Genomic DNA, 26,028 nt, shown 5'->3' on the forward strand with positions numbered 1-26,028 from the left:
CGCCAGGTTCCCTCGTATTACCTGGCGCACTGAAACCGCATCCTTCTGTTCAATTCACTGCGATGTCACGCCTGAGTTGCCGATATTGACCGTGATGGGTGGCGGCGCCGGCGGCGGTGGTGGATGTTTGTAGTTCTCGGCAACAGCGGCGGCACGCGTGCCGTCGCCTTCGATCCTCGTGTTTTTGGAGGCCGGATTGAGCGGGTCGACCGTCTGCAGCAGCGAATTGAATTTCTGTGTGTCGCCGGCGGCCAAGGTTACCGAATCGTAGTTGTTCAAATAGTCTGCGGCGCAGCCTGTCAGCAGGCCGGTGCCCAGCACGAGGATCATGGCGCTATTTCTTGACATAGAGCATCTTGTCCTTCGATTTGAAGTCGAGCATGTGGCCATAGGGGCCGGTGACGCCGTCGCCTGTTTCATATTTGCGGATCATGTCCTTGTTCACCTCGAGCTGGCCCAGCACGAAGAATTCCGGGTCGTTGGCGGGCCGTGTCTTGTCGAACGGCGTCGCCAGTTGCTCGCCGGGCTTCACCGGCCGCACGATGTGCGGCGTGACGATGACCACCAATTCGGTTTCTTCCTTCTGGTTGCTCGAACTGCGAAACAGCGTCCCGATAACCGGCACCTGGCCGAGCCATGGCACCTGGTCCTGGAGCTTGCTGGTCTTGCTCGACAGAAGGCCGCCGACCGCGAAGCTCTGGCCGTCGCGCAATTCGACGACGGTTTCCAGCTTGCGGTTGGTGAAGATCGGGTCGCCGGCGGTGGTGAAGCCGGTCAGGTCGCTGACCTCCGGCGCCAGCCGCATGTGGATCTTGCCGTCGTCGAGTACGACCGGTATGAACACCAGATTGACGCCGAATTGCTTGTACGTGATGAATATCTGGCCATCTTTGTCGAGAGTGCGGATAGGGACTTCGCCGCCGGCGTTGAAGCTGGCTTCCTCGCCGGAAAGCGTGGTGAGGTTGGGGTTCGCGAGCATGCGCACCGCGCCCTTGGACTCCAGCGCCTCGATGATCAGATCGACCTTGATGTTGTTGTCGATAATGCGGGTGATCAGGGCTCCGAAGGGACTGGAGGTCGACAGGAGGCCGCTGATCAGATTGCCTGGCCCGAGCACGACATTGTCCTCGTCGACGGCAGCAACACCAGTACCGGTACGGGTCGTGCCTCTGCTGTTGGTGCTCCTGATCGACACGCCGAGATCGCGGCCGGTGTTGCGCTTGGCTTCCAGCACGCGCACTTCCAAATTGACCTGCTGGCTGTCGTCCACGGTGACGGAATTGATGATGGCGTCGGGACCATATTGCTGCGCAACCGCCATGATCGCCGCCAGCGTGGCGCCGTCCTTGACATGGCCGCCAAGCCTGACCCTGCCGTTGACCGAGCCCACTTCGATGCGCGACTTTGGCGCCACCTGGCGGATCGCCTGCGCCATGTCGCTGACGTCGACGCCGACCTCGATCTGGATGACGCCGAGCGAACGCTTGTCCGTGGAAAACAGATTGACTGTGGTGGTGCCGGCCCCCTTGCCGATGACGTAGAGCGTGCGGTCGGTCATCGGCTGGGCATCGGCGATCTTCTCGTCTCCGACGACGATATCGCCCAGATTGGCGTTCACCTGGATCGTTACCGATTGCGACATCGGCAGGAAGATTTTATGGACGCTGGGGTTCGACACGTCGATGAAACGGTCGGCTGCATTAGCCGCCAGGCTCGACAGCAACAGCGCCGCCAAACACGACAACGCGGCCGCCGCTATCCTCAACCAAGACCCCTGCATCCCCGTCTCCCCAATCGCTGCCGGTGGCAGCCTCATTTCATTAGCCGCACCTTTGTTATTGTTGTCGCGGCACGTCGTATGTCTCGAGCTTCACGCCCCGAAACACGCCGACTGTAGCACGCGCCGGCGGCTCGGGTGTGACATATTTGACTACTTCCTTAACAACTTCGCGGACTTCCGGTGCCGACACTACGGCCGGAGCCGGCTTGACCTTGCTCAGATCGTCGAGCTTGTTTCCCACTCGGTCGACTGCCTTGGCTAAACCTGCGATCTTGTCGTCGGCGCGCTTTCGCTCGTCTTCCGCGCGCTGGCGATCGGCCGCGGTAGCAGCGTCGGCTGCAGCCTGCTTGTCCAGTTCGGCTTGCCTTTTGGCGATGTCAGCCGGCATTTCCCCCGTCAGGTCGGAAAGCGTTACGCGTTCGGTCGTCTCGCCCTTGCTGGCCGCTGCCTGGCGGAGCGCCAGCGACAACTGGCCTGCGCCTGCCGCCAGGGTCAGTTTCTGTGCGTCCTTGGTGCTGACTTCGACCGTCACCGCTTTGACCACGGTCGGGCTGTCCTTGCTTTCGTCGGCGACCTGGTCGACGGCGAGCACCTTCACGCTCTGCAAAAGTACATCGACAAAACTCTGATCCGCACCGTCGGGATTGCGCATGGTGCGCGTCAACAGCACGTCGACCCGGTCGCCCGGGAACACAAATCCGGCAACGCCGAGCACATCATTGACCCTGATGGAAACGGCCTTCAAACCTTCGCCGAGCACCGCCGATAGCGTGGCGCGCTGGCCGGGGCCGGTAATTTTGGTGGCGAGGACAGGTTCGTTGGCGCCGATCGCCTGTAGCGCCTGCTTGGCGTCGCCTGTCAGGAGCTCCTTGGTCGTCTTGAAGGCGCCAGCCGGGACCGCGCCCGCAGGCCATGCGATTTCACGCAATTTGTCGGCGGTTAGCGTATCGCCGAATTTCAGAGCCGTCGCCGCCACCACGACCGTATCGGGCTGGACACCGTTGGCTTCAGCCATGGCGCTGCGCTGGCTGGCCAGCCAGATATTGATGAGAACCACCGCAAGCACGCCGAACACACCGGCGAGTATGATCATGATGAGTGTATTGGCGCGCATAGCCCAAGCCCCAAGCCCCAAGAGCGGGAATTCGCCCGCCGCGATTGGATTCAGGCCCGGATCGAATAGATCCGGGCCTGAAGTATTTGATTAGCTGCCGGCACCGCTGGAGCATGTGCCGATGTTGCTGGCAGCCATGTCGGCGCAAAGGCCGGCGAAACGGCCATTCACCCACAGTCCGATGCCAACGATGATGAGGATTGCCGCGCCAGCGATGATGCCGACGAGGATAGAATATTCGACCATGGCAGCGCCGTTTTCGTCGTCGCGGAACTGCCGGGTCATCGTCATGAGCTTCTTCATGATAATTTCTCCCTTTGGAGGTTGAACCCGACGAGACGAGCCAAGGATGAAATCCATACCCAAGCATCCCCCGTCATCTCGATCCTTGTCCCGCGAAAAAGCAGAGTCAAACGGATTAACAGTTCCTTAACCTTCCAATACCTGACCAGAGGGCGGGTTAGTTTTTACAAGAGCTTGATTCGATTAATTTTTCAACCGCCTTAACCATTCATTCACAATTCGGCCATACATCCAAATTCGGTATCGCTAAATTAGGTACTATGCATAACCCTTTATATATAAGGACTTACGGAGGGGCGTGGCTCATTACGACCGGTCATATCCCGTGAGGTGACAGGCCTATTTCCGGCGCCTGGCGTGTCGTCAAATAAAATCGATTTTTTTGGGCCTCTGTCCTTAACTATGTCATAAGTATTGTTCATTCGGTGTAGCGTTCGGCGCTTGTGCCTTCCGTGGTTAACGCTTAGTTTCCAGTCAGGGGAATTTCCGGGGGCTTTCGCGAGATGTTAGGCCGCTTCATAAAGGGACCGAGTGAAACGCGGGCGCAGCAGGAGCCGGCGCCCGTCGCGGTGATACCGAATGTTCCGTCTCCGGCGACGGAAGTCGCTGAGGGCGGCGACGATTTCCTGAGCCTCAAGGTCGAGCTTCACCGCCATCTGATCGACCGCTTCAACCTCGCCGTCCTCGAAACAGCGTCCAAGGACGAAATCCTGAATGAGATCCGGCCGATCGTGCGCGAGTTCGTGCGCAGCCGAAACGTGCCACTGAATGCGCGCGAGCTCGATCAACTGACAAGCGACACTGCCGATGAAATGCTCGGGCTAGGCCCGATCGAGCCGCTGCTCAAGGATGATTCCATCGCTGACATTCTGATAAATACCCATAATCGGGTATTTATCGAGCGGCGTGGCGTGATCGAGGAAACCGCAATACGGTTCCGCGACGAGGCACACCTGCTGCGTATCATAAACAAGATTGTCTCTGCCATTGGCCGCCGTGTCGACGAATCCGCGCCGATGGTCGATGCCCGACTGGCAGATGGTTCGCGCGTCAACATCGCGGTGCGGCCGATCTCGGTCGATGGCCCGCTGGTGTCGATCCGCAAATTCTCGAAGAACCCTTATTCGCTCGAGCGCCTGATCGCGTTCAATTCGATCCGCCCGCCGATGGTAGATCTGTTGCGGATTGCCGTGCAGGCGCGCAAATCGATCCTGGTTTCGGGAGGCACCGGCAGCGGCAAGACGACCTTGCTCAACGCCCTGTCAAGCTACATCCCCTCGAAAGAACGCCTGATCACCATCGAGGATGCGGCGGAATTGCAACTGCAGCAGCCGCATGTCGGGCGGCTGGAGACGCGTCCGCCCAATGTCGAAGGGAAAGGCGAGGTTCGCCAGCGCGAACTGCTGAAGAACGCGCTGCGCATGCGGCCCGATCGCATTATCGTCGGCGAGGTGCGCGGCGAGGAAGCCTTCGACATGCTGCAGGCGATGAACACCGGCCACGAAGGCTCGATGACCACCATCCACGCCAACACGCCGCGCGACGCGATCTCGCGCCTCGAGCAGATGGTTGGCATGGCCGGCATGCCGATGACCCACGAGTCCATTCGGGCGCAAATAGCCTCGGCCATCGACATCATCGTGCAGACGCAGCGCCTTTCCGACGGCGGCAGGCGCGTGACATCCATATCGGAACTGACCGGCATGGAAGGCAATGTCGTCCAGCTCCAGGAAATCTACCACTTCGTTCGCCGGGATTCGACCGCGGACGGCCAAATCATCGGCGACTTTCGCGCCACCGGCGTCCGTCCGCGCTTTGCTCAGGAAGTGGCGGCACTCGGCCACCAATTCGCCAAGGATGCCTTCAATCCGCAGGTTCCGCTCTGATGCCCACTGGTCAGACGCTGCTCTACTTCATCTATGTGCTTGCAGCCGCGTCGATGATCCTTGCCGGCGAATCCCTGTATATGTCTTACGCCGCGCGGCGCGTTCGAGCCGGTACGATCAACCGACGTCTCGCGCGCCTGGCAGAGGAGGCACCTGCCGAAAAGACCCTGCAAGGCTTGCTGCGTGAACGCGGGCTGACAGATTCAGGCGATTACATCTTCGGCATGGTCAGTTTGAACCGGCTCTACACACAATCCGGCATCACCGGTAATCCGCTGGCTTTCGCAGCAATGTTCCTCCTCGCCGGGCTGGTTCTGGCGTTGGTGCTGCCATTGCTTCTTGGCTTTTCCACTGTCGTGGCGCTGATCACCTTTCTGCTTGTGGGGTTTGCGCTGCCGCTCCTCGTTCTTCGGCGCGCACGCAACAAGCGTATCTTGAAATTCGCTGCCCAACTTCCCGACGCGCTCGACATGATCGTGCGCTCGTTGCGTGCAGGTCACCCGACGACAGTGGCTATCTCGCTTGTGGCGCGTGAAATGCCTGACCCGCTGGGCACCGAATTCGGCATTGTCTCCGACGAAATCACCTTCGGCCTCAGTCTTGAAAACGCCGTGCGGAAACTTTCGCAACGCGTGGGGTTTGAAGGTCTCCATCTGCTTTCGGTGTCGCTCTCCATCCAGGCCAAGACAGGCGGAAACCTCACAGAGATCCTGTCGAACCTCTCATCTGTACTGCGCGAGAGGGAGAAATTGCGGATGAAAATCAGGGCACTGTCGGCCGAGGGCAGGATGTCGGCATGGATCATTTCGCTGTTTCCGCTGGTCATGCTTGCCCTGCTGATGGTTATCGCGCCGAGCTACTATGGGGATATCTGGAACAGTCCCCTCCTCATGCCGGCGTTCCTGATCTTCGGACTCTGGGCGCTGCTCGGTGACTTCATCATGTATCGAATGGTCAATTTTGATTTCTGACAGGAGCGTGACATAAACCTGTTTTCAAATACCCAGGATCTGGGCCTTCTGGTTTCCATCGCTGTCTTCCTGGCGGCGATGGCGCTGTTCCTGTTCGGCGCGCTGATTTTTCGGCCTGCCTTGCAGACGCGGAAACTGGTCACGCAAACCCTGCTGTCTGAAGGGATCGCCAACCGTCGGTCGTTGGTCGGCCAGGAACACCTCGCCAAGATATCGGCGCAACGACCGGTCGATGCCTACTTCCGATCGGTCGAGAAAGAGCGAGGCGAACCTAACGCCCTCGAAGCCAAGCTCTTTCGTGCCGGGTTCTACCAGGCGAGCGCGCCCCTTTTCTATACCCTGTCCCGAATAGGGGCTGTCACCGTCGGCTTTCTGGGAGTGTATACCGGCCTGCTTGCCGTGGTCCCGCCGCAAATTCCGGGGATTCTTGTATTCGCGGCCTCCGCGCTGTTTGGCCTCGCTTGTCTGGTCATTCCGAGTGTCGCGCTGGATCGTTTCGAGAATGCCAAGAAGGAAACCTATCGCCGGGGTTTTCCCGACTTCATGGACATGATGATCACCTGCGCCGATGCCGGCATGAGCCTGGAGGCCGCCGTGGAACGGGTGAGCCAGGAACTGGCTGGCACGCACAAATGGCTGGGGATACAGCTTGCGATCATGAATCTGCAGTTGCGTGCCGGCAAGCCGTTGCGTGAGGCCCTCCGGGATCTATCCGAGCGTCTGGGCCTCGACGAGGCGAGGGCACTTTCGGTATTGTTCCGCCAATCGGAAGAACTCGGCACCAGCCTGACGGATGCCCTGCGAGTCTACAGCGACGAGATGCGCGGCAAGAGAATTCTCAGGGCAGAGGAAAAGGGCAACGCGCTTCCGGTCAAGATGATGATCCCGCTCGGGGTCTGCGTCTTTCCGGTGGTCTTGATGATTGTCCTGTTGCCGATCATTATCCGGATGAAAGGTGTTTTCTTCTAGTTACATGTATGCTTTGGTCCTAATGTGAGTCGGGGACGACCTCGAGGGGAACTATATGAAACGGGTTATCGCTGCCGCAGCCTGCCTGTTTACGGTAGTGCTTGCCGGCTGCCAGACGGACGCCACCGACGGTGTCGTCCGCACCAACGAGCCGTCGAAGGGTGATGTGACGTCCTTTGGCGATGCTTTCGACGGGCTAAAGACGGTCAGCGATGTCGAATATCACGCCTCGGACCAGGCCGTGGCCGAAGCCAAGAACCAGTTCCGCGCGGAAAACTACGGCAATGCCGGCGCGCTGTTCTTCAAGGCGACGCAACTGTCGCCCAATGACGGTAACGCCTGGATGGGCCTGGCTGCCTGCAGCGACCGCATCCATCGCTTCGATCTCGCCGACCGGGCCTATGCCCGAGCCCTCAAGCTGGTTGGCCCGACGGCCGAATATTACAACAATGTCGGCTATTCCTACCTGCTGCGCGGCAAGCTGCAGGACGCACGCAGCAATTTCCTCAAGGCCTATGAACTGGCGCCCAAGGATCCGACTGTCGCCAACAATCTGAAGTTGCTGTCATCCAGCGTGCAGAACATCGAGCGCTAGCATGTTGCTGGTCGAATCGCTGCTGCTGAAAGCGCTCGCGATGCCGCTGCTGGCGAGAATAGGCTGGCTCGACTTCACCACCCAGAAGATCGCCAACCGCGATGTGCTGCTGCTGCTCTGCCTGGGGGCGGGGGGCCTGCTGCTGCTGTCGCTCCAATCCGGATCGTGGTGGGAGATGGGGCTGAGCGGCCTTGCAGCGCTTTTGCTGTTCGTTGCGCTGTTCCCGTTCTGGGCACTGCGCAAGGTCGGCGCCGGCGATGTCAAGCTGATGGCGGTGGTGCCCTTCCTGATCGGCGGCAGCGATCTCGCGGTGTTTTCAGTGCTGCTTCTGGTTTTCACCCTCGCCACCGCGGTGATCGTGAAAAACCCGTTCATGCTGCCTGCGGGCGCTTTTCGGCTCGTTGTCCAGCATTTGGACCGCAAGGGCGTGGTGCCATTCGGAGTGCCAATCTCGATAGCCGCGATCTGTACGATAGCGTTCCTGATCTACAGAAGTGTGGTGCTGGCGAGCAGTTCTGGAGTCCTGGATCAGCTTAACTGAACCTCGACAGTCCGTTCCACCGTCGGAAGCGCGGGCTACAGCGATGTATTACACCAACTCGCCCAGCGATCTGAAGTGCGGAAAAACGCGCCTTCATCAATTCGGCTATACCGGGGATAGCCGGCAAAATGGCCGTATACCTCTATATTAGCTTGTGCTAACGTACTGAGGTCGCAGCCCCAAAACACCCCAAGAACCCCCGGGTGCTGCGATTACCGGGCGCCGGCAAACATGCGCACATTAGACTCTCCAGTCTGCCGGCGCTCGGTCTCCTCGGGCGACGACGCGGGCGTTGCAGCAACGCTTTGCGCCGAGGGTCTCATTTGCAATTCAAACAGACAAAGAGTCGTTATAGGCGTGCTGCCGAGGCATATTAGTTCATGCTTGCATTGATCTCCAAAAACTGAAACTGTTCATACGGGGTAGAAATCGTGCAATGGGACGGAAGACAACCGGGTCGATGCTTCCCGGAATCTTTCGAGGGCGAATGTATTTTCCACAGTTTCTGGTGGGAGCAACGGCGGCGTTGGCGCTGATCTTTGGCTGGATCTACAGCGTCACGGGCTCGTTTTGGGCCTCGTTGGGGTGGACAGTCATCAGCGCTGTAGTGCTGCAGGTGGGATATTTCGCCTGCGTGCTCATCATGATTTTCCGCCACGTCGATGAAGCAACCGATGCCGATCAGGCGGTTCAGAAGAAACCCAATGGAGCGTTTCCCGCCAAACGCGACGGCATCTTCTTCTAGCCCGCCGTTCCGGCAATCGGAGGGCGCCGGCGCGGGTTACTTCGCGGCGTCTTCACCAAAAGTGTCTTTCATCGCGCGCAGGATGATGACGGCCGAGGCCGCTCCCGGGTCCATGTGCCCCAGGGATCGCTCGCCTAGCCGTGCCGCCCTTCCGCGGGCCGCGACCATGGATCGTGTCGAATTTGCGCCGGCTTCCGCGGCCTCCAGGATGCTTTTCCACATGTCCCGGCTTCCGGCAGCGCGGGCACATGCACTGACCGCTGCTTCCGTTGCCGGGATCCAGGCATCCAGCATCGTCTTGTCGCCGCGCTGCCCTTTGCCGCGCTCCTTGATGCCGGTCGTCATTGCCTCGACGATCGCCGCCTGGCCGGCAGCTGAAAGGCGTTCATCCTGTTTGAGGGCTTGTGCTGCTCTTCGGAACGCTGTCGCATAGAGCGGCCCGGTGGAGGCGCCGACGGCATCGAGAAAGGCCGACGCGGCAGCGGTGAAAACGTCCGACGCAAGCATGTGGTCGAGGTCGAGCTTGGCGAGCTCCGCGTTCACCGCCATGAAGCCGAGCGACATGGTGATGCCATGGTCGGCATCGCCGATGGCGCCATCGAGATCCGAGAGGTGATCCTTTCCCGCCTCGATAGCAATGGAGATGCGATAAAACATCCTGCTCAGGCGTCGCGCCGCATTGTCCGACATCGTGTTCCTCCCAGTTCAAGCAGGATGCGACCCATCGTCGATCGGCGCATACTCGTGTCTCAGCCGACCCGCAGGACAGCCGTATCGCAAGGATGATGCAACAGTTCCGTCAACTCGTTGTCGAGGTGCAAGACCGTTATCGACGCACCGACCATGTCGAGCGATGTGCAATAATGCCCCACCCAGTTCGCCTCTATCGTGATGTCCTTGGCGCTCAATCGCTGCGCGACGCGCCTGAACAGGATGTAAAGTTCCATCAGCGGCGTGGCGCCGAATGAATTGATCAGCACCGCGACACGGTCGCCCGCTGCCGGCTTCATCTCCGAAAAGATGCGGTCCATGATCCGGTCGGTGATCGCGTCGGCGCTCATCATCCTTTCGCGGATGACGCCGGGCTCGCCATGGATGCCCATGCCGATCTCGATGTCATCGGGGCCGATCTCGAAATTGTGGCGGCGGGTCTGCGGAAGCGAGCAGGGCTCCAGCGCAACGCCCATGGTGAAAGTCCGTGCGTTGGCCTTGCGCGTCACGGCCTCGCAGGCGTCGAGCGACAAGCCGCGGTCGCAGGCGGCACCGGCGATCTTGAACATGAAGAAGTTGCCGGCAACGCCGCGGCGACCCTCCCTGTCCTCGAGCGGCGACGAGGCGATGTCGTCCGTCGTCACCACCGTGCGAACCTCGATGTTGTGTTCCGCCGCTATCTCGGCCGCCATTTCGAAGTTCATCACGTCGCCGGCATAGTTGCCGTAGACGAACAGCACGCCTTGCCCGCCCGACGCGGCATTGGCGCACTGGAAGATCGTGCCGGGAGGCGGTGACGAAAAGATGTTGCCGACGGCCACGGCATCGGCCAACCCCTTGCCGACATAGCCGAGAAAGCAGGGCTCGTGCCCCGTGCCGCCGCCGATCACCAGCCCCACTTTCCCAGGCCTCGGCCCAGTGCGGGCAACGAGAGCACGATGCGAACCCTTGATCGGCTCGATGTAGGCGGCGTGTGCCTTCACCACGCCGTCAAGCATTTCCTCCACGACATCGTCGGGGTCGTTGAGGAACTTCTTGATATGGGTGCGGAAGTTGCTGGGCAAAGCCACGGTGTTGTCGAGCCTCGGGCGTTGCGAGAGCTTCTGGTCGAGCTCCGTCACGCCGTCGGCATTCAGGATGCCGCGGCCGGTGGCAGCGTCGGTGATGAGCACGTTGACGTAGCCGCCGCGCAGCGCGGCAAGGATTGCCGGCACCTTGTCGAAACCGCCGGCGACCGCGATGCGCAGGCCGATGGCCTTCAGCCTGTCGAGCGATATCCCGATCGTTCGGTCGTCGAGCGGGCCGGCCACCGGATTGCCCTGTCCGTCGATGAAGCGGCCGGCAACGACACCCACGGCATCCTTGGCGAGGTACTGTTGAAGTGAGACCGATTCAAAGAAGCCGCTGGTGTGGATCGTTGAGTTTGGACGCAGCGAAGAGATGCCGAAAAGCGCCTTGTTGGCTTTGGCAAGCGCGGCGAACTGGCTTTCGATCAGCGTCTCGCGCAACAGCATGTCGCGCACCTCGGCCGTCGAAACGACCGCTGGTGCGGTGATGTTGATCAGCTTGCCATCCACGGCGCTGGCGATGGCGGCCGCGCAGAGTTCCGGCGTATAGGCAAAACTCGCACGAGTGCCTCCGGTCGCCTGAACGACAGTGACATCCTGGAGGCCGGGCACGGAGGCCTGCTCCCCGATTGCCAACACGGTTCTTCCCCAGGCAACGGCCAGCGTGTCACCGGATTTCAAAAGCTTGGCAAGTGCCTGCGCCGCAGCCCCGCCAAGACGATCGATCAGCGGGCGCGCATTGTCGTCGCTTGGCACGACCAGACAGTCATGCAACCCGAAGTGACGCTTGAGTTCCTGCGCGATCGAGAGCGAGCTCAGCCTCGACGGCTCGAGGGAAATGTTGACGATCCCGCGGGCGCGGGCATCGGCCAGATAACTGTTCACCGTCGCCCGCGAAATGCCCATGATGTCGGCGATATCGCCTTGCGTCATGCGATCTTCGTAGTAGAGCCAGCAGGCCCAGACATAGGGGTCGTCACCGTAGCGCAACGGGATGGGTTCGGTGCCAGCTTCGGCTCCCGCCCGCACCGTCCCGTTCTTCCGCGCCGATGGTGCCTTGACGATCATGCTGCCTGGTTTCCCCGAATCCAAAATCGATCGCCAAGATGAGCGCAAACGGGCGAACTCTCAATCTTGCTCCGGATCATGCTCCCGGCTGGAAGATCAGCCGGGAGCCATTGCTCGGGAGGAGCATACTTTACAATTCAACGCACCGCGGCCGCGGACAGCTGCAGTTTCTGCTTGGCACCGAGCGCCAGGGCTTTCAGGATCAACGCGCAGGATGTGGCGCCGGCATCAAGGACGCCGAGCGAGCGTTCACCCAGGCGGCTGGCCCGGCCGATCTTCGCCACAAGGTCCTTCGTGCCGTCGCGGCCCTTTTCGGCCGCGACAACCAGGGCATCCAGCGCGTCGGGGAATGGCTTTCCGCCAGCGTTGGCGCTGTCGAAGGCGTCGATGGCCGGGACGAGCGTATCGAGAAGCGTCTTGTCGCCAACCTTGGCCGATCCGATGGCCTGGATGCCGTCGAGACCATTGGTGAGCATGGTGCTGAAAGTCTTGGCATCGATTGACGATGAGTTTTCGATCGTCTCGGCGAATTGCGTGAACATGACGCCATAGAGCGGACCCATGGAACCACCGATCTCGGTCATCAGCACGGTGCCTAGCGTATCGAAGGCTGCGGCCAGCGACATGTCGTTGCCCCTGATCCTTTCCGCGGCCATGCCGAAGCCCTTGGCCATGTTGACGCCGTGGTCGCCGTCACCGATCTTGCCGTCGATCTCGCTCAGATAGGCCCGGTTTTCGATGATCCGGTCCGCCACCGAAAGAACGATGTCGCCAGCGGAAGCATTGTCAAAGTGCTGCATTTGCCTGTCTCCTAGAACCTTGCGGGACAATCGACATCCACATCCAGCAGCCTTTTCAATTCGGCGTCGAGCGCCATGACCGTGAGTGTGGCGCCGACCATTTCCAGCGAGGTGAAATAGTTGCCGATATAGGTCTTGTGGATGCTCAGCCCGCGTCCGGCGATCTCCTGTTCGATCGTGTCGTTGAGGATGTAGAGTTCGTTGACCGGTGTTGCGCCGAGGCCGGACACGAGGACCGCAACTTCCGTTCCGGCTGCTAGGTCATGATCATCGAGGACGATCTTGACCATCTCTCGCGCTATCTCGGCAGCGGGTTTCAGCGGTTCGACCCTGACACCCGGTTCACCGTGATGACCGATGCCGACTTCCATCGTGCCCGGCTCGATCGAGAAGTTGGGGTGCCCCACGGCGGGCAGCGTGCAAGGGCCAAGGCCAACGCCAATTGAGCGGCAGTTGTCGATCGCCGTTTGCGCTATCGCCCGCACGTCGGCGAGACCAGCACCTTCCGCGGCCTTGGCGCCGGCGCATTTCCACATGAAGATCTCGCCGGCAACGCCTCGGCGCTTGTCGCGCTCATCGGGCCCCGCCGAGCACACATCGTCATTGGCAACGACGGTTGCGATCTCGATGCCCTCCTTGGCCGCGAGCTTGATGGCCATCTTCACATTCATGTTGTCGCCGGCGTAGTTGCCATAGAGGCAGACGACACCCTTGCCGCCATCTGCCTCCCGCGCGGCGTCGAAGAAGCTCTTTGCCGTCGGCGACGAAAACAGTTCGCCGACCGCAACCGCATCCAGCATGTTGCGTCCCGTATAGCCGATGAAGGCCGGCTCGTGGCCGGACCCGCCGCCGGTGATCACGCCGACCTTGCCGCTGACCGGCGCATGGCGGGCGACGATGACACGGGGATTGCTGCCAAGCCTGACGATGTCGGCATGCGCCTTGACGAAGCCCTTGACCGTATCCTCGACGACCTCGTCGGGATTGTTGATAAACCGCTGCATTGTTGCTCCAATCATGCGCCGCTCAGATTATGGTGTAGCCGCCGTCGACCAGAAGGTCGGCGCCGTTGATCATGTCGGCGCCGTTCGATGCCAGAAACAACGCTGCGGCGGCTATTTCCTCCGGGAAGGCAAAGCGGCCGGTCGGGATGCGCTGCTTCAACGCCTCGCCGCGCGGCCCGTCCCATGCCTTTCGGCCAAGCTCGGTCAGCACCACTGTCGGCGAAATCGTATTGACCGTGATGCCATGCTTGCCCCATTCGGCCGCAAGCGTCTTGGACAGGCCGATGACACCGAATTTCGAGGCGCAGTAGGCGACGTGCTGGTCGATCGCGACGGTGCCGGCTTGCGAAGCCATGTTGATGATCTTGCCGCCCTTGCCGGCTTTGATCAGGACGCGTCCGGCGGCCTGGGAGACCAGGAACGTTCCCTTGAGATTGATGGCGATGGTCTTGTCCCAGGCATCGAGGCTGAGCTCCTCGGCCGGAGCAAGGATGGCGACGCCGGCGCTGTTGACGACGATATCGATGTGGCCGAAAGCCGCTTCCGCCGCGGCAAACACGGCCTCCACGGATTGCGGATCGGACACGTCGCAGACGAAGAACTTCGCGCCGTTGCCGAGTTCGTCGGCTTTCGATCGCGCAACCGATTCATTGATATCGATCACTCCGACGGCAGCACCCTTCAAGGCAAATGCCGATGCAATGGCACTGCCGATGCCGGAGGCACCGCCGGTGATCAGGGCGACTTTGCCGCCAAGTGAAAAATTGAGATCGACCTGTATTGAATCAGTCATGGTTGTCTTCCCGGCCTGTTCGAAAGTGGGGTGCGCAAGAGAGCACACCCCACGGCTGAATTACTTGCGTGTCGCAAGAAGCTTGTCGACGTTTTCCGCCGTCACCGGCGTCCACGGCACATTGTAGATCTTCTCCTTGCCGTCCTTCCACGGCATGTCCTTGTAGGTTACCCAGATGTCGGACTGGGGCTTGTAGTCACCCTTCTTGGCATTGAAGATGGCAAGATCGAGCGCCCCTTGTGCCTGGGCACGTGCGTCCTGAAGGATCGACGTCATCTCGCCGTTCTTGACGGCGTGAAGCGCATCGGTGATCCCGTCGATGCCGGCAATCGAGAAGCTCTTCACGTCAAGGCCGGCAGCCTTGATCGCCTCGATGGCGCCGAGAGCCATTTCGTCGTTCTGGCCAATCACGCCATTGATCTGCTTGGGGTGAGCGGTGAGCCAGTTTTCCATCAGCGTCTGGGCTTCAGCGCGCGACCAGTTCGCCGTCTGATCTTCGAGGATCTTGACATCCGGGCACTCGGCAAGCGCCTTCTTGTTGCCTTCGAGACGAGAAATCTGCGCCGACTGACCGACCGGCCCCTCGAGAATGACGACGTTGCCCTTGCAGCCGATCTTGTCGAGCACGGTCTTGGCTTCCATGTAGCCCGAGATCGTGTCGTCGGAGCCGACATAGGAGGCCAGGAGATCGGAATTGACGCGGGTGTTGGAGCCGACAACCGGGATGCCGGCATCGGCGGCCGTCTGTACGGCAGCCGCGCCTGCATCGACGTCGATCGGCGCGAAGATGATCGCGTTGTACTTCTGCGTGGCCATCGTCTTGAACTGGTCCTGCTGGACCAGGGCATCATAGCGGCCGTCGAAGACCGTCAGTTCGACTTCACCGCTCTTGACGGCAGGGTGGTCCTGGAGCGCTGCCGCCCAGATCTGCATGAACTCCGCATTCAACCCGTAAGGTGCTGCGCCGATCTTGATCTTCTCCTGCGCCATGGCCGACGAGGCCAGCAGCGCGGTCGCGGACGCGAGCGCTATCATCAATGTTTTCATTTCGTACCTCCACTTTAAGTGAGCGACCGACATGGTTCGCCTATCAACGGACACGCGGTGTGCAGGTCCGATCCGGAAGGGGGCTTAGGCCCCGTAGTTTCGCTTCTGATCAAGCATCACGGCGCCAACGATCAGGGCGCCCTTGAGAACTTGCTGGTAGTAGGATTGGATACCCATCAGATCGAGGCCGTTGTTCATGACGCCGATGATCAGCGCGCCAATCAGCGTGCCGGTCACCCGGCCCACCCCTCCCGAAAGACTGGTTCCCCCGATCACCACCGCAGCGATCGCGTCCAGCTCATAGGCGATGCCGGCCTGGGGCAGTGCGGAGCCAGTGCGGGCGCTGAGCAGCATTCCGGCAAGGCCGGCAAGACCGCCGGAGACGACATAGACGACGAACTGTATACGGGTAATGTTGATGCCCGAGGTCCTGGCAGCGTGGGGGTTGCCGCCGACGGCATAGATGTAGCGGCCGAAACGGGTCCGGTTGAGGATCCACCAGGAGACGGCAAACACGACAGCCAGAATGACGACCGGGGCCGGTATGCCAAGGACGTCGCCTGTGCCGATCCAGCGAAACGCCGGCGTCAGCGCGGGAACAGGTCGGCCTCCGCCATAGATGAGGGTCAGTCCGCGCGCTGCCGACAGCATGCCCAGCGTCGCCACGAAGGCCGGCACCGAAAAGCGCGACACGATCACACCGGAAACGGCGCCGCAGGCAACGCCGACCAAAAGGCCGATGCCGAGGCCGACGACGACTGGATAGGGTGCTCCGGAAATCCCGGCGGTCGCGGATGTGGTCACGAAGCTGGCGCTGACGAGGCCGGCAAGCGCGACGACGGAGCCGACCGAGAGGTCAATGCCGCGGGTCAGGATGACGAAGGTCATGCCGATGGCGAGGACACCATTGATCGACGTTTGCAGCAGCACGTTCGAGATGTTGCCGGCTGTCAAAAAGAACTCGTTGGAGACCGACAGGACCGCAACCAGGATCAGGAAGGCAAAGAAGATACCGTATTCCTGAATCAGCAGCCGGCGCTGCTCCGAACCGAGCCAGCCTTTCGCGTTCTTGTTGTTTCCAACCGACATCCCTGACTCCTCTGTCGCCGGACGAACACCCTGTCCCTGTTCAGGTTGATAGGTGGACGAGTGATTGGGCATCCGTTTCCTCCCGGCTGTAGATCCCGGCGCTCTTGCCAGCGCGCATCACCATGATGCGGTCCGACATGCCGAGAACTTCGTCGATTTCCGATGAGATCATCACGACCGTGCCGCCGGCGGCGGCGAAGTCACTGATGATCCGATAGATTTCACGCTTGGCCCCGACGTCGACACCGCGGGTCGGCTCGTCCAGAAGCAGGACCTTCGGGTTGCGAAGGAACCATTTTGCGAGCACCACCTTCTGCTGATTGCCGCCTGAAAGGCCGGAAACCGGCATCGTGTCGCGCGCTGCCTTGATCTGGAACTTTTCCCGCATGTCGCGGCTTGCTTGCGCCTCCCGCGGCCGATCCATGGCGAAGGCGGGGCTCATTTCCGGCAGGCTCGCCATGCAGATGTTGGCGCGTACGGAATCGGAGAGATTGAGGCCGGTCAGCTTGCGATCCTCGGTGACCAGCGCCAGCCCAAGCGCCATGGCATCGGCCGACCTGGAAATGCTGACCTCGGCACCGTCGAGCTTGATGCTTCCTGCCGAAGGCTTGTCGAGCCCGAAGAGGCAGTTGAAGATCTCCGTCCGGCCGGCCCCCATCAGGCCGTAAATGCCGAAGATCTCACCCTTTCGTGCGCAGAAGGAGATATCCTCGATCTTGTTCGGACACGTAAGCGCGGTAACCTCGAGAACGGTTTCCAAGGTGGGCGTGTTGGTCTTGATGTATTCCTCGGACAGTTCACGGCCGACGATCATGCGGATCAGGTTGGGCCGGTCGATGTCTGCGAGTGCTCCGCTGCCGACATAGGCGCCGTCACGGAAGACCGTGTAGGAATCGGCGATCTGGAAGATCTCCGACAGCCGGTGAGAAACATAAACGATGCCGCGGCCCTGGGCCTGCAGGCGGCGAATCGCGGCAAAGAGGTGCTGCGCCTCCCGCTCGCCGATCGCCGATGTCGGCTCATCCATGAAGATGACCTCGGCGTCGTGACTGAGTGCCTTGGCGATCTCGACGAGCTGCATCTGTGCGACGGAGAGGTTCATCATGTATTGTGTGGCTCGAATATCGAATTCGAGATCGTCCAGCAGCTTTTGCGCGGACCGGTTCATCGCGCGAAAATCGATGCCTCCGAACCGCGCGGAAGGCTCGCGGCCGAGATAGATGTTCTCCGCAACCGTCATGTGAGGGACAGGGCTGAGTTCCTGTTCGATAATGGCAATGCCCGAGGCCAATGCGTCGGCCGGGCTTGCGAACTCCACGTCCTTGCCGCGGCGGCGGATTGAGCCGGCGTCGCGCTTGAAGATGCCCATCAGTATCTTGAGAAAGGTCGACTTGCCGGCGCCGTTGCCGCCGCAGAGTGCGTGAACCGTGCCGGCGCGAAGTTGAAAGCGGCCCTCGCGCAAGGCTGCGACGCCACCAAAGGACTTCTTCAGCCCTTCCACCTCGAGCAAAAATTCCACGTCGTTTCTCCTCCCAAGGCGCTCGACACCCCTCCTTGGCGCGAGCCGATCGACACGAATGATCTTTGTTCTTGGCGTCGATTTTTACAATAGTCGATTAGCACTCGACAAATGTCAAGCATTCGATGAAACTATGAACGCCAACCGTTGGCCGCGGATCGAATGCACCCGCGGACGCCCAGGGCCCAGGCGCCAGACGGCGCATTGGCGGCATGGTGCGGAGGGCCAACTCAAAATCGAAAGGAAGGAAGCCTATGAAGATCGCTATCGGCGCCGACAGTGCGGGAAAGCCGCTTCTGGATGTGATTGCAGCGCATCTGGCCGGAAAGACCGGCATCACGCTAACGGATTTCAGTCAGCCGGGCTTTTACGCCGACATATCGCAGACGGTTGCTCGAAAGGTGGTTGAAGGCGAATTCGATCGCGGGTTGCTGTTTTGCGGAACCGGCATCGGCGTTTCGATTTCCGCCAACAAGGTGCCGGGGATACGCGCCGCACTGACCCACGATACTTACTCGGCCGAGCGGGCCGCCAAGTCCAACAATGCTCAGATCATCACGATGGGCGCGCGTATGATAGGCCCGGAACTGGCGAAGGCGATTGTCGACAAGTATCTGGCGTCAAACTTCGATCCCACCGGGCCCTCAGCGGAGAACGTCAAGGCCGTCGATCGTCTTGACCAGATCAAGCGCTAGAGCAATTCCAGGAAAATTGGGAACCGGTTTTCCCGGGAAAAGCGTGTAGCGCTTTCCCTAGGGAATTGCGTCAAAACAAAGAGCTAGAGTGGTTCAGCGTTCCGTGAAACGGTGAACCGCGCTGGAGACTGCCTGGCGTCGTCAGGATTTCCGGTGCGCCGCCCAACGCCGTCCAGGTTTCCGCAATGGCGACGATTGCGGCGTTGATCGGTCCGCTCGGGATCGTCGGCATCATCGAGGCGTCGACGACAAAGACGTTGTCGAAGCCGTTCAACCGCAAGTCGGGGTCGACGACGGCCCCGGCATCACTACCCATCCGGCATGTGCCAGCCGGATGATGATGGGTGGAGGCAGCCCTGGCGATGAAGGCATCGAGCTCGTCGTCGGACTGAGCCGATGCACCAGGCAGGACTTCCGCATCTCGCCATTCGTCCAGAGCCGCATGATGGCCGACCTTGCGCGCCCTCTTCAAGGCCATCCTGAAGACCGTGCGGTCGTGTTCGGTTTCGAGATAATGCGGATCGATGACCGGCGCATCGTTACGGCCGGGCCCGCCCGGTGCGATGCGCCCGCGGCTTGTCGGATGGGTGACGCCGCACAGGATGGTAAAGGCGGAGCCGTAGGGCGGGGCATTCAGGCCCTCGGCCGCCGACGGCGCGATGACGCAGGCGAGCACCATGTCGGGACTTCCCGTGGAACGGGTCGGGTCGTCACCATGCAGGTACATCAGCGATTCGGAGTGCTGCAGGCGGGACGGCGGCACCGGCTTTTTCGTGCTGTAGACATTTCCAAGAGCCAGCAGATGGTCCTGCAGGTTGCGGCCGACATCGCGTCGGTCGGCAAGGCAGCGTATCCCCGCCTGCTTCAGGGTATCCGGACACCCAATGCCCGACCGCATGAGGATGAGCGGCGTGGACACGGCGCCGGCGCAAAGAACAATCCGGTCGGCGGACAGCGTTCTGGTCTCGCCCTCGCACACCACGGTCACTCCCGTGACCTTGTGGCCGTTCAGCACGAGATGCTCGACCTCGTGGCCGGCGAGCAAGCTCAGGTTCGGCCGCGCCATGACCTGCGGCGACAGATAGGCGTCGGCGACGCTCACGCGCTTGCCGTCGCGTATGTTGAGTGAATTGGGGCTGGTGCCGACCAGTTCTCCGCTGTTGTGGTCGCGCAGCGTCGGGGCGCCCATGGCGCGCCCGGCGGCGATGTAAGCACGCACGACCGGACTGACCTCGGCGTCCGGCAGATACACGTCCAGCGGGCCGCTCCTGCCGCGTGTCGGCCCGTCGAAGGCTGTGAAGGCTTCGCTGCGGATGAAGCCCGGCAACAATCCCTGATAGGACCAGCGCTCGCCGCCGGCTTGCGCCCAGGGTTCGAAATCGTCGGGATGGCCGCGCACATAGGCCATTGCATGCAGGCAGCTAGAGCCACCGACGATCTTGCCGCGTGGCCATTCGTGGACGCGGTTGGCGGTAAAAGGCTGCGGCACGGTCCGGTAGGCCCAGTCGTAGGCGCGGCCCTGGAGCATCGTCCATTTCAGCGGGTCGGCGATATCGGGATCAGCCGGCATCGTCCCGGCCTCGATCAGGCCGACCTGGCACGACCGGTCTTCACTGAGCCGGCTGGCAACAACCGAGCCGGCGGATCCGGCGCCGATCACCAGCACGTCGAAATGATGTTTCAATTTGAAAGTCCCCGCACGGGCTCAAAGTCGAGAGGTGACACGATCACGCGGCAAAGGCGCCGGCATTCGACCGTTCCATGATCTGCCTCTGCACGGACAGCAGGTGCGCGCGCATTGCGGCCTCCGCCGCTTCGGGATCGCGCTGCGAGATCGCTTCGGCGATCAGACGATGCTCGCCGTCGCGCTGGGCGATCCGCTTGGGGCAGGTGGGGGCGGCGGTGCGCGCAACCTTCACCCGCGCATCGACCCCGACCTGACGCAACATCTTGTAGAATTCTGCCGCGAGATGGTTGCGGGCAGCAGCGACGATCGCGAGATGGAAGGCGAAGTCGACCTCACCTGATGGAGCATTCTCCGGCGTGGTTGCCGCGTCCATGATCCGCGCCGTCTCGAAGGAGGAGGCGCGCAGCGACGCCAACCGGGCAAGGCCCGGCTCCATGATCAGGCGCAATTCCAGAACCTCGATTGGGTTGGTTACCCTGACCAGTTCCTCCCCGTATCTTGGAAGGGCGGTCGGCGCCCGCCTGGCGCGCGCCGGTTTGAGATCGCCAGAATGACGCAGCACTTCAAGCGCCTTACGAAGCTGATGGCGCTTGACGCTCAGGTGTCCTGCAAGATCGCGCTCGGACGGAAGTTTGCCGCCGCCCTGTTGCAACTGGCGGACTGCGGCAATGATGTCGTCGAGATCCGATGGTCCGGCCTGTGGCTCGAATGCGTTCAAAACCAAATCTCCTGTCCGATCGGCAGGCGCCGACTCAACGTCCGGTTATCATCATATTGTGACACGAAACCTGATGGAAACGGCACTCAACCAATTCAACCAATCTACATCCACGTGCGATGGTTGACAACACCAGTTGCGCGATGGTTGACTGACTTCGTTGACGGCTGCCATCGCGGCTGTCCTTCTCCCGAGGATCATGCATGCCGGCTGGCGATACCTTTGACTACGTCATTGTCGGCGCGGGTTCGGCCGGCTGCGTGCTGGCAAACCGGCTGAGTGAGGACCCGGCGGTTTCGGTGCTTCTGCTGGAGGCGGGGGATTGGGACCGCGATCCGATGATTCACATCCCGCTCGGCTGGGGCAAGATCCTGACCGAGCGCCGCCACGACTGGATGTATTTCTGCGAGCCTGAGGCCAATGTCGGCGGGCGCAAGGTCGAGTGCGCGCGCGGCAAGGTCATCGGCGGCTCTTCGTCCACCAATGCCATGGCCTATGTGCGCGGCAATCGCGGCGATTATGATCGCTGGGCGGCAAGCGGGCTGACCGACTGGTCGTTCGACAAGGTGCTGCCTTATTTCAAGAAGCAGGAGCGCTGGGAAAAGGGCGCAAGCCAGTATCGCGGCGGCAGCGGGCCGCTGAACACCCAGTTCTGCCGCTACAAGGATGAACTGATCGATGCCTTCGCCACCGCCAGCCTTGATGCCGGATATCCGCAGACCGACGACTACAACGGCGCCGTACAGGAAGGTTTTGGCCGCCTGCAGATGACAATCGAAAACGGCCGACGCTGCTCGACCGCGTCCGCCTATCTGCGGCCAGCCATGCGCCGCGGCAATGTCAAGGTGCTGACCGGCGCGATGGCGACGAAGATCCTGCTGAAGGATGGGCGCGCAACGGGCATTGCCTATACTAGAGGCGGGGCGGCGCATGAAGTTCTCGCGCGGCGCGAGGTTCTGCTTGCCGGCGGCGTCATCAACACGCCGCAGCTCATGATGCTGTCGGGGATCGGTGACAGCACCGAACTTGCGGCACATGGCATCGAGACGAAGGTCGATCGTCCGCAGGTCGGCAAGAATTTGCAGGACCACGTTTCGGTCATCGTGATGTATCGGCGCAAGCAGCCAGGACCATTTCTCAGGATGATGCGGGCCGATCGCATCGGCCTGGATTTCGTCAAGACCTATCTAACGGGCAAGGGCTTTTCGGCAGATGTGCCTGGCGGCGTCGTCGCATTCCTCAAAAGCGATGCGAGCCGGCCGTTGCCGGATGTACAGCTGCTTTTCACCGCCGCGCCGCTTGGGGCATGGCCTTACATGTCGCCGTTCAAGGCGCCGTTTGCCGACGGCTTCGCGACGCGTATCGTCGCCGTGCAGCCGGAGAGCCGCGGCAGCGTCAACCTGGCGTCGAGCGATCCGTTCGCCGCTCCGCTGATCCATCAGAACTTCCTGTCTTCGCAGCGCGACTGGCAGTCGCTTCGCGCCGGCTTTCGGGTTGCGCGCAACCTTGCCAGCCAGCCATCCATGGCTCCGTTCGTGGGCGCGGAATTCTTCCCCGGCCCGAAATGCGAGAGCGACGACGAGATCGACGAGCATATCCGCAAGACATCGATCACCGTACACCATCCGGCCGGCACCTGCCGCATGGGTGTCGATGCGGAGTCTGTGGTCGATCCGGAATTGCGGGTGCGCGGCGTTGCCGGACTTCGTGCCGTTGACGCCTCCGTGATGCCGGATCTCGTCTGCGGCAACATCAATGCGGCGGTCATCATGATCGCCGAAAAGGCCGCGGATCTGATCCGCAGCCGCGCTCAGCAGAGCGCGGCCGCCTGACAGCGGCGGCTGGAATCCAACCAATATCTTTTGGTTGAAGCTAAAATATGCATTGGTTGAGCTGCCGCGCGATCTCGCACGGCCGTGGCAGTTCGGGTGTGACCTGCAGATCTGAGCATATTTTGTGCTATTTTTGGGCCATTTCTGCCTATTTTCAGGCATTTGCCGTTCGAAAATGCAACTCAACCAAAAACTTTCAAATTTTGCAGTTTGGGGATTGTCGAGCAAAACCAATGCGAATACGGTTGAGTTGGTTAGAAGCATTTTCTTCGTGACGAGAGGTGTCCGATATGTCCATGGCGCAACCAGCTAACGATACGCTCACCAACAAGAAAGCGGCCCTCAAGGGCCTCTATGACGCCCTCTACGAAAAGAACATGTTTCCGTTCTGGGCGACGTCGGAAGGCGTCGACCATGACGAGATCAAACAGCTGATGGCGACGTCGAAGGCCATTCCTTTCGTGTGGTCCTATTCGGACATCGAGCCGCTGCTGCAGCGCGCCGCCGAACTGGTGACCATGGACGACAGCGAGCGCCGTTCGCTGATCCTGGTCAATCCTGGCCTTGCGCCCAAGCGCGCATCCGTCAGCACGATGTACACCGCCTACCGCCTGAACGATCCGGACGAGATCATGCCGCCGCACAAGCACTCGCCGAGCGCGATCCGCTTCGGCCTGACTGGCAAGGGCAACTTCACCGGCGTCGAGGGCGAGGATGTGGTCTTCGGCCCGGGCGACATGGTGCTGACGCCCAACGACGCCTGGCACAATCACGGCACGGTCGGCGGCGAGCAGGCGGTCAACCTGTCGGTGCTCGACCTGCCGCTGGTCGAGACGCTGCACGCCGTCCATTTCGACCACAAATACACCGAGATGGTCGACGGCAAGGAAGTCGAGAAGAAGGTGCAGACCGCGCGCTATCCGAGCGACTACTCACAGCGCATCTATGGCGAGGGTGGCCTGATGCCGCGTTTCGTCGACCATAAGCGCGGCGGCGGCCTGTCGTCGCCGATGTATGTCTATCGCTGGGAGAAGATGGAAGCGGTCCTCGACGCCCACAAGGATTGGGATGGCGACCCTCACGAAGGCATCGTCGTCGATTACGTCGATCCGAGCACTGGCGGGCCGGTCTTCCGCACCATCAATTTCTACGCTCAGATGCTACGCCCTGGCGAGAAGACCTTGCCGCAACGTGAAACCGCCAGCCTGCTGCTGGCGCCGTTCCGCGGCAGCGGTCATTCGATCATCGATGGCAAGCGTTACGACTGGAACCAGTTCGACACGATCGCCATACCCGGCGGATCATGGGTCGAACATGTCAACGGCTCCTCCAGCGAGCCGGTGATCTTCTTCGGCGCAACCGATGCGCCGACGCAGAAGGCGCTGCTCCTCTACAAGCGCTGGGGCCGCAACCAGGCCGGCGATCTGCTTCGCCTCGCCTGATCCTGGTCCTGCGGCAAGAGATGTCGTGCCGGCAATGGCGGCGCGACATCGAAAATGGCGTTTCAGCAGCAAAGGCGTATGCATTTGGTTTCGGCGTTCAACACCAAGCAGATCGGTCATATCGACTGTCCGGGCGGCGGTCAGGTCTGGGTCGACGGCAACATCCTCTATATCGGCCACATGCGTCCGCCGAGCGGCACGACGCTGGTCGATATTTCCGACCCGCGCAATCCGCGCAAGATAGCCACGATCGATGTCCCGCCGGGCTGGCACTCGCACAAGGTGCGCGCCAAGGACGGGCTGATGATCATCAACCACGAGCGCTTCGGCAAAGAAGGTCCGGCCGACTTCGGCGGCGGGCTGGCGCTCTACGACACGACGCGACCGGCAGAACCGAAACTCATCTCGAAGTGGATGACGGGCGGCCATGGCGTGCATCGCTATGATTATGACGGCCGCTACGCCTATATCTCGCCGACCGCCGACGGCTATGTCGGCAACATCGTGATGATCCTCGACCTGATCGATCCGGTGAACCCGATCGAGGTCGGGCGCTGGTGGATACCCGGCCAGTGGACCGGCGGCGGCGAAGAGTACCCATGGCATGACTATGTCACGCCGCGCTGCCACCATCCGCTGCGCATGGGCGACAGGCTCTATGTCAGCTACTGGCATCACGGCCTGTTCATCCTCGACATTTCGGACATCACCAGGCCGAAGCTGGTCTCGCACGTCAATTCGAGCCCGAGCTTCCCGCATCCCACGCACACATGTCTGCCCATTCCGCAGTTGCTCAAGGGTCGCAACATCATGGTGGTGGCGGACGAGGATGTCGCCAAACTCCGACCTTCGGCACCGGCCTTTACCTGGATCTACGATATCACCGACGAGACGAACCCGTTGCCGATCTCGACGTTCCAGGTGCCAGGGCTCGACCCTGACGGCGCGCCGCAACCGCCGATGACGGGCTGCCATCAGCCTTCCGAACGGTTCAATGGAACCGTCATTCCCTTCGCGTGGTTCGCGCAGGGGCTGCGGCTGGTCGACATCGCTGATCCGTTCGCGCCAAAGGAAGTCGGCCATTTCATGCCCGACGCGCCGGAAGGCGCCGAGCGCTCCTCGTCCAACGACGTGACCATCGACGACCGCGGCATCGTCTACCTGATCGATCGCATCCGTGGCGTCGACATCATCGAAACCAGCGTTCTCTAGGGGGATATGTTGAGCGACAGCACGCGAAAATCCGCCAGCCACTACGCCATCGGCAACAAGAATCCGAACCTGCCGTTTCACCCGGCGGTGCGTGCCGGTGATTTCATCTTCGTCTCGGGCCAGGTGCCGAAGGACGAGAACAACAACATGATCAGCGGCACGATCGAGGAAGAGACGCTGGCCACGCTCAAAACCATCGCGCGCGTCATCGCGCATGAAGGCGCGACGCTGTCCGATGTCGTGCGGATCACCACCTATCTCGAGGATACGCGCGATTTCGGCCGCTACAACAAGGCCTTCCTCGAAGGAATTGGCGACGCAGTGCTGGCGCGCACGACCGTCGAAGCCAAGGCCGTCATCAACACCAAGATCGAAATGGACGCCATCGTCTACAAGCCGCTGCCGGCCGGCAAGTAGGCCTTGGACACAATCGAGGAGAC

General features: G+C 61.2%; 25 protein-coding genes. 11 read left to right on the top strand and 14 right to left on the bottom strand.

What is annotated here, in order from left to right:
* Positions 1-54: 54 nt before the first annotated feature.
* The 4 genes from B5V02_RS21340 to B5V02_RS21355 form a co-directional block, all read right to left on the bottom strand.
* Positions 55-330, bottom strand: coding sequence for a hypothetical protein (locus B5V02_RS21340; RefSeq protein WP_245446085.1), 276 nt, complete (start codon positions 328-330; stop codon positions 55-57).
* Positions 331-334: 4 nt separating this feature from the next.
* Complete coding sequence (locus B5V02_RS21345; protein ID WP_111546088.1) at positions 335-1,780, bottom strand: type II and III secretion system protein family protein; 1,446 nt, start codon at positions 1,778-1,780, stop codon at positions 335-337.
* Positions 1,781-1,835: 55 nt separating this feature from the next.
* Positions 1,836-2,894, bottom strand: a complete 1,059-nt coding sequence (cpaB, locus tag B5V02_RS21350) for a Flp pilus assembly protein CpaB (protein ID WP_111546089.1) — start codon at positions 2,892-2,894, stop codon at positions 1,836-1,838.
* A 90-nt stretch (positions 2,895-2,984) separates the two neighbouring features.
* Positions 2,985-3,197: a Flp family type IVb pilin gene (locus tag B5V02_RS21355; RefSeq protein ID WP_111546090.1), complete on the bottom strand. Its 213-nt coding sequence runs from the start codon at positions 3,195-3,197 to the stop codon at positions 2,985-2,987.
* A 503-nt stretch (positions 3,198-3,700) separates the two neighbouring features.
* Here B5V02_RS21355 and B5V02_RS21360 point away from each other — a divergent pair.
* The 6 genes from B5V02_RS21360 to B5V02_RS21385 all read left to right on the top strand — a co-directional run bounded on the left by B5V02_RS21360 (position 3,701) and on the right by B5V02_RS21385 (position 8,904).
* Positions 3,701-5,083 carry a TadA family conjugal transfer-associated ATPase gene (locus B5V02_RS21360; RefSeq protein ID WP_111546091.1) on the top strand — a complete coding sequence of 461 codons (1,383 nt, stop codon included), beginning with the start codon at positions 3,701-3,703 and terminating at the stop codon, positions 5,081-5,083.
* Positions 5,083-6,054: a type II secretion system F family protein gene (locus B5V02_RS21365; RefSeq protein WP_111546092.1), complete on the top strand. Its 972-nt coding sequence runs from the start codon at positions 5,083-5,085 to the stop codon at positions 6,052-6,054. Before B5V02_RS21360 ends, B5V02_RS21365 begins: the two co-directional genes overlap by 1 nt.
* Positions 6,055-6,132: 78 nt before the next feature.
* A complete protein-coding gene (locus tag B5V02_RS21370) occupies positions 6,133-7,023 on the top strand; it encodes a type II secretion system F family protein (RefSeq protein WP_425374410.1) in 891 nt (296 codons plus the stop codon).
* Positions 7,024-7,078: 55 nt separating this feature from the next.
* Complete coding sequence (locus tag B5V02_RS21375; protein ID WP_111546094.1) at positions 7,079-7,618, top strand: tetratricopeptide repeat protein; 540 nt, start codon at positions 7,079-7,081, stop codon at positions 7,616-7,618.
* Between the two features lies 1 nt (position 7,619).
* Positions 7,620-8,159 (top strand): prepilin peptidase, encoded by a 540-nt coding sequence (locus tag B5V02_RS21380; protein ID WP_111546095.1) that lies wholly within the window; start codon positions 7,620-7,622, stop codon positions 8,157-8,159.
* 487 nt (positions 8,160-8,646) lie between these two features.
* Positions 8,647-8,904: an exopolysaccharide production repressor protein gene (locus tag B5V02_RS21385; RefSeq protein WP_111546096.1), complete on the top strand. Its 258-nt coding sequence runs from the start codon at positions 8,647-8,649 to the stop codon at positions 8,902-8,904.
* A gap of 36 nt (positions 8,905-8,940) precedes the next feature.
* Here B5V02_RS21385 and dhaL (B5V02_RS21390) read toward each other — a convergent pair whose 3' ends face one another.
* The 8 genes from dhaL (B5V02_RS21390) to B5V02_RS21425 form a co-directional block, all read right to left on the bottom strand.
* Positions 8,941-9,594, bottom strand: a complete 654-nt coding sequence (gene dhaL, locus B5V02_RS21390; protein WP_111546097.1) for a dihydroxyacetone kinase subunit DhaL — start codon at positions 9,592-9,594, stop codon at positions 8,941-8,943.
* Positions 9,595-9,653: 59 nt separating this feature from the next.
* Positions 9,654-11,750 (bottom strand): bifunctional sugar-binding transcriptional regulator/dihydroxyacetone kinase subunit DhaK, encoded by a 2,097-nt coding sequence (locus B5V02_RS21395; RefSeq protein WP_111546098.1) that lies wholly within the window; start codon positions 11,748-11,750, stop codon positions 9,654-9,656.
* A 137-nt stretch (positions 11,751-11,887) separates the two neighbouring features.
* Complete coding sequence (gene dhaL / locus B5V02_RS21400) at positions 11,888-12,550, bottom strand: dihydroxyacetone kinase subunit DhaL (protein WP_111546099.1); 663 nt, start codon at positions 12,548-12,550, stop codon at positions 11,888-11,890.
* A gap of 11 nt (positions 12,551-12,561) precedes the next feature.
* A complete protein-coding gene (locus B5V02_RS21405; RefSeq protein ID WP_111546100.1) occupies positions 12,562-13,554 on the bottom strand; it encodes a dihydroxyacetone kinase subunit DhaK in 993 nt (330 codons plus the stop codon).
* A 22-nt stretch (positions 13,555-13,576) separates the two neighbouring features.
* Complete coding sequence (locus B5V02_RS21410) at positions 13,577-14,347, bottom strand: SDR family oxidoreductase (RefSeq protein WP_111546101.1); 771 nt, start codon at positions 14,345-14,347, stop codon at positions 13,577-13,579.
* 60 nt (positions 14,348-14,407) lie between these two features.
* Complete coding sequence (locus B5V02_RS21415) at positions 14,408-15,394, bottom strand: substrate-binding domain-containing protein (protein ID WP_111546102.1); 987 nt, start codon at positions 15,392-15,394, stop codon at positions 14,408-14,410.
* A gap of 84 nt (positions 15,395-15,478) precedes the next feature.
* Entirely contained in the window at positions 15,479-16,483 is a 1,005-nt protein-coding gene (locus B5V02_RS21420; RefSeq protein ID WP_111546103.1) for an ABC transporter permease, read from the bottom strand.
* Positions 16,484-16,523: 40 nt separating this feature from the next.
* Positions 16,524-18,002: a sugar ABC transporter ATP-binding protein gene (locus tag B5V02_RS21425; RefSeq protein ID WP_111546104.1), complete on the bottom strand. Its 1,479-nt coding sequence runs from the start codon at positions 18,000-18,002 to the stop codon at positions 16,524-16,526.
* Between the two features lie 254 nt (positions 18,003-18,256).
* On the opposite strand from B5V02_RS21425, the gene derI reads away from it, so the two are divergent.
* Positions 18,257-18,697, top strand: a complete 441-nt coding sequence (gene derI, locus B5V02_RS21430; RefSeq protein WP_111546105.1) for a D-erythrulose-4-phosphate isomerase — start codon at positions 18,257-18,259, stop codon at positions 18,695-18,697.
* Between the two features lie 70 nt (positions 18,698-18,767).
* Here derI and B5V02_RS21435 read toward each other — a convergent pair whose 3' ends face one another.
* Positions 18,768-20,381: a GMC family oxidoreductase gene (locus B5V02_RS21435; protein WP_245446087.1), complete on the bottom strand. Its 1,614-nt coding sequence runs from the start codon at positions 20,379-20,381 to the stop codon at positions 18,768-18,770.
* A 43-nt stretch (positions 20,382-20,424) separates the two neighbouring features.
* Positions 20,425-21,102 carry a FadR/GntR family transcriptional regulator gene (locus B5V02_RS21440; RefSeq protein ID WP_111546106.1) on the bottom strand — a complete coding sequence of 226 codons (678 nt, stop codon included), beginning with the start codon at positions 21,100-21,102 and terminating at the stop codon, positions 20,425-20,427.
* Positions 21,103-21,305: 203 nt separating this feature from the next.
* Between B5V02_RS21440 and B5V02_RS21445 the strand changes: the two genes are divergently transcribed.
* The 4 genes from B5V02_RS21445 to B5V02_RS21460 all read left to right on the top strand — a co-directional run bounded on the left by B5V02_RS21445 (position 21,306) and on the right by B5V02_RS21460 (position 26,005).
* Positions 21,306-22,934 carry a GMC family oxidoreductase gene (locus tag B5V02_RS21445; protein ID WP_111546107.1) on the top strand — a complete coding sequence of 543 codons (1,629 nt, stop codon included), beginning with the start codon at positions 21,306-21,308 and terminating at the stop codon, positions 22,932-22,934.
* 296 nt (positions 22,935-23,230) lie between these two features.
* Entirely contained in the window at positions 23,231-24,376 is a 1,146-nt protein-coding gene (locus B5V02_RS21450; protein WP_245446089.1) for a cupin domain-containing protein, read from the top strand.
* A gap of 78 nt (positions 24,377-24,454) precedes the next feature.
* The gene (locus B5V02_RS21455; RefSeq protein ID WP_245446091.1) at positions 24,455-25,588 is read left to right on the top strand and encodes an LVIVD repeat-containing protein; all 1,134 of its coding nucleotides are present in this window, start codon (positions 24,455-24,457) and stop codon (positions 25,586-25,588) included.
* A 6-nt stretch (positions 25,589-25,594) separates the two neighbouring features.
* A complete protein-coding gene (locus B5V02_RS21460) occupies positions 25,595-26,005 on the top strand; it encodes a RidA family protein (RefSeq protein WP_111546110.1) in 411 nt (136 codons plus the stop codon).
* The last annotated feature ends 23 nt before the right edge of the window (positions 26,006-26,028 follow it).

It is taken from the genome of Mesorhizobium kowhaii, assembly GCF_003253745.1.
GTDB classification, from domain to species: Bacteria; Pseudomonadota; Alphaproteobacteria; order Rhizobiales; family Rhizobiaceae; genus Mesorhizobium; species Mesorhizobium kowhaii.

Coding starts and splice junctions, on each gene's coding strand:
- B5V02_RS21340 (WP_245446085.1), bottom strand. CDS start 330: ATGATCCTCGTGCTGGGCACCGGCCTGCTGACAGGCTGCGCCGCAGAC.
- B5V02_RS21345 (WP_111546088.1), bottom strand. CDS start 1,780: ATGCAGGGGTCTTGGTTGAGGATAGCGGCGGCCGCGTTGTCGTGTTTG.
- cpaB (WP_111546089.1), bottom strand. CDS start 2,894: ATGCGCGCCAATACACTCATCATGATCATACTCGCCGGTGTGTTCGGC.
- B5V02_RS21355 (WP_111546090.1), bottom strand. CDS start 3,197: ATGAAGAAGCTCATGACGATGACCCGGCAGTTCCGCGACGACGAAAAC.
- B5V02_RS21360 (WP_111546091.1), top strand. CDS start 3,701: ATGTTAGGCCGCTTCATAAAGGGACCGAGTGAAACGCGGGCGCAGCAG.
- B5V02_RS21365 (WP_111546092.1), top strand. CDS start 5,083: ATGCCCACTGGTCAGACGCTGCTCTACTTCATCTATGTGCTTGCAGCC.
- B5V02_RS21370 (WP_425374410.1), top strand. CDS start 6,133: ATGGCGCTGTTCCTGTTCGGCGCGCTGATTTTTCGGCCTGCCTTGCAG.
- B5V02_RS21375 (WP_111546094.1), top strand. CDS start 7,079: ATGAAACGGGTTATCGCTGCCGCAGCCTGCCTGTTTACGGTAGTGCTT.
- B5V02_RS21380 (WP_111546095.1), top strand. CDS start 7,620: ATGTTGCTGGTCGAATCGCTGCTGCTGAAAGCGCTCGCGATGCCGCTG.
- B5V02_RS21385 (WP_111546096.1), top strand. CDS start 8,647: ATGTATTTTCCACAGTTTCTGGTGGGAGCAACGGCGGCGTTGGCGCTG.
- dhaL (WP_111546097.1), bottom strand. CDS start 9,594: ATGTCGGACAATGCGGCGCGACGCCTGAGCAGGATGTTTTATCGCATC.
- B5V02_RS21395 (WP_111546098.1), bottom strand. CDS start 11,750: ATGATCGTCAAGGCACCATCGGCGCGGAAGAACGGGACGGTGCGGGCG.
- dhaL (WP_111546099.1), bottom strand. CDS start 12,550: ATGCAGCACTTTGACAATGCTTCCGCTGGCGACATCGTTCTTTCGGTG.
- B5V02_RS21405 (WP_111546100.1), bottom strand. CDS start 13,554: ATGCAGCGGTTTATCAACAATCCCGACGAGGTCGTCGAGGATACGGTC.
- B5V02_RS21410 (WP_111546101.1), bottom strand. CDS start 14,347: ATGACTGATTCAATACAGGTCGATCTCAATTTTTCACTTGGCGGCAAA.
- B5V02_RS21415 (WP_111546102.1), bottom strand. CDS start 15,394: ATGAAAACATTGATGATAGCGCTCGCGTCCGCGACCGCGCTGCTGGCC.
- B5V02_RS21420 (WP_111546103.1), bottom strand. CDS start 16,483: ATGTCGGTTGGAAACAACAAGAACGCGAAAGGCTGGCTCGGTTCGGAG.
- derI (WP_111546105.1), top strand. CDS start 18,257: ATGAAGATCGCTATCGGCGCCGACAGTGCGGGAAAGCCGCTTCTGGAT.
- B5V02_RS21445 (WP_111546107.1), top strand. CDS start 21,306: ATGCCGGCTGGCGATACCTTTGACTACGTCATTGTCGGCGCGGGTTCG.
- B5V02_RS21450 (WP_245446089.1), top strand. CDS start 23,231: ATGGCGCAACCAGCTAACGATACGCTCACCAACAAGAAAGCGGCCCTC.
- B5V02_RS21455 (WP_245446091.1), top strand. CDS start 24,455: ATGCATTTGGTTTCGGCGTTCAACACCAAGCAGATCGGTCATATCGAC.
- B5V02_RS21460 (WP_111546110.1), top strand. CDS start 25,595: ATGTTGAGCGACAGCACGCGAAAATCCGCCAGCCACTACGCCATCGGC.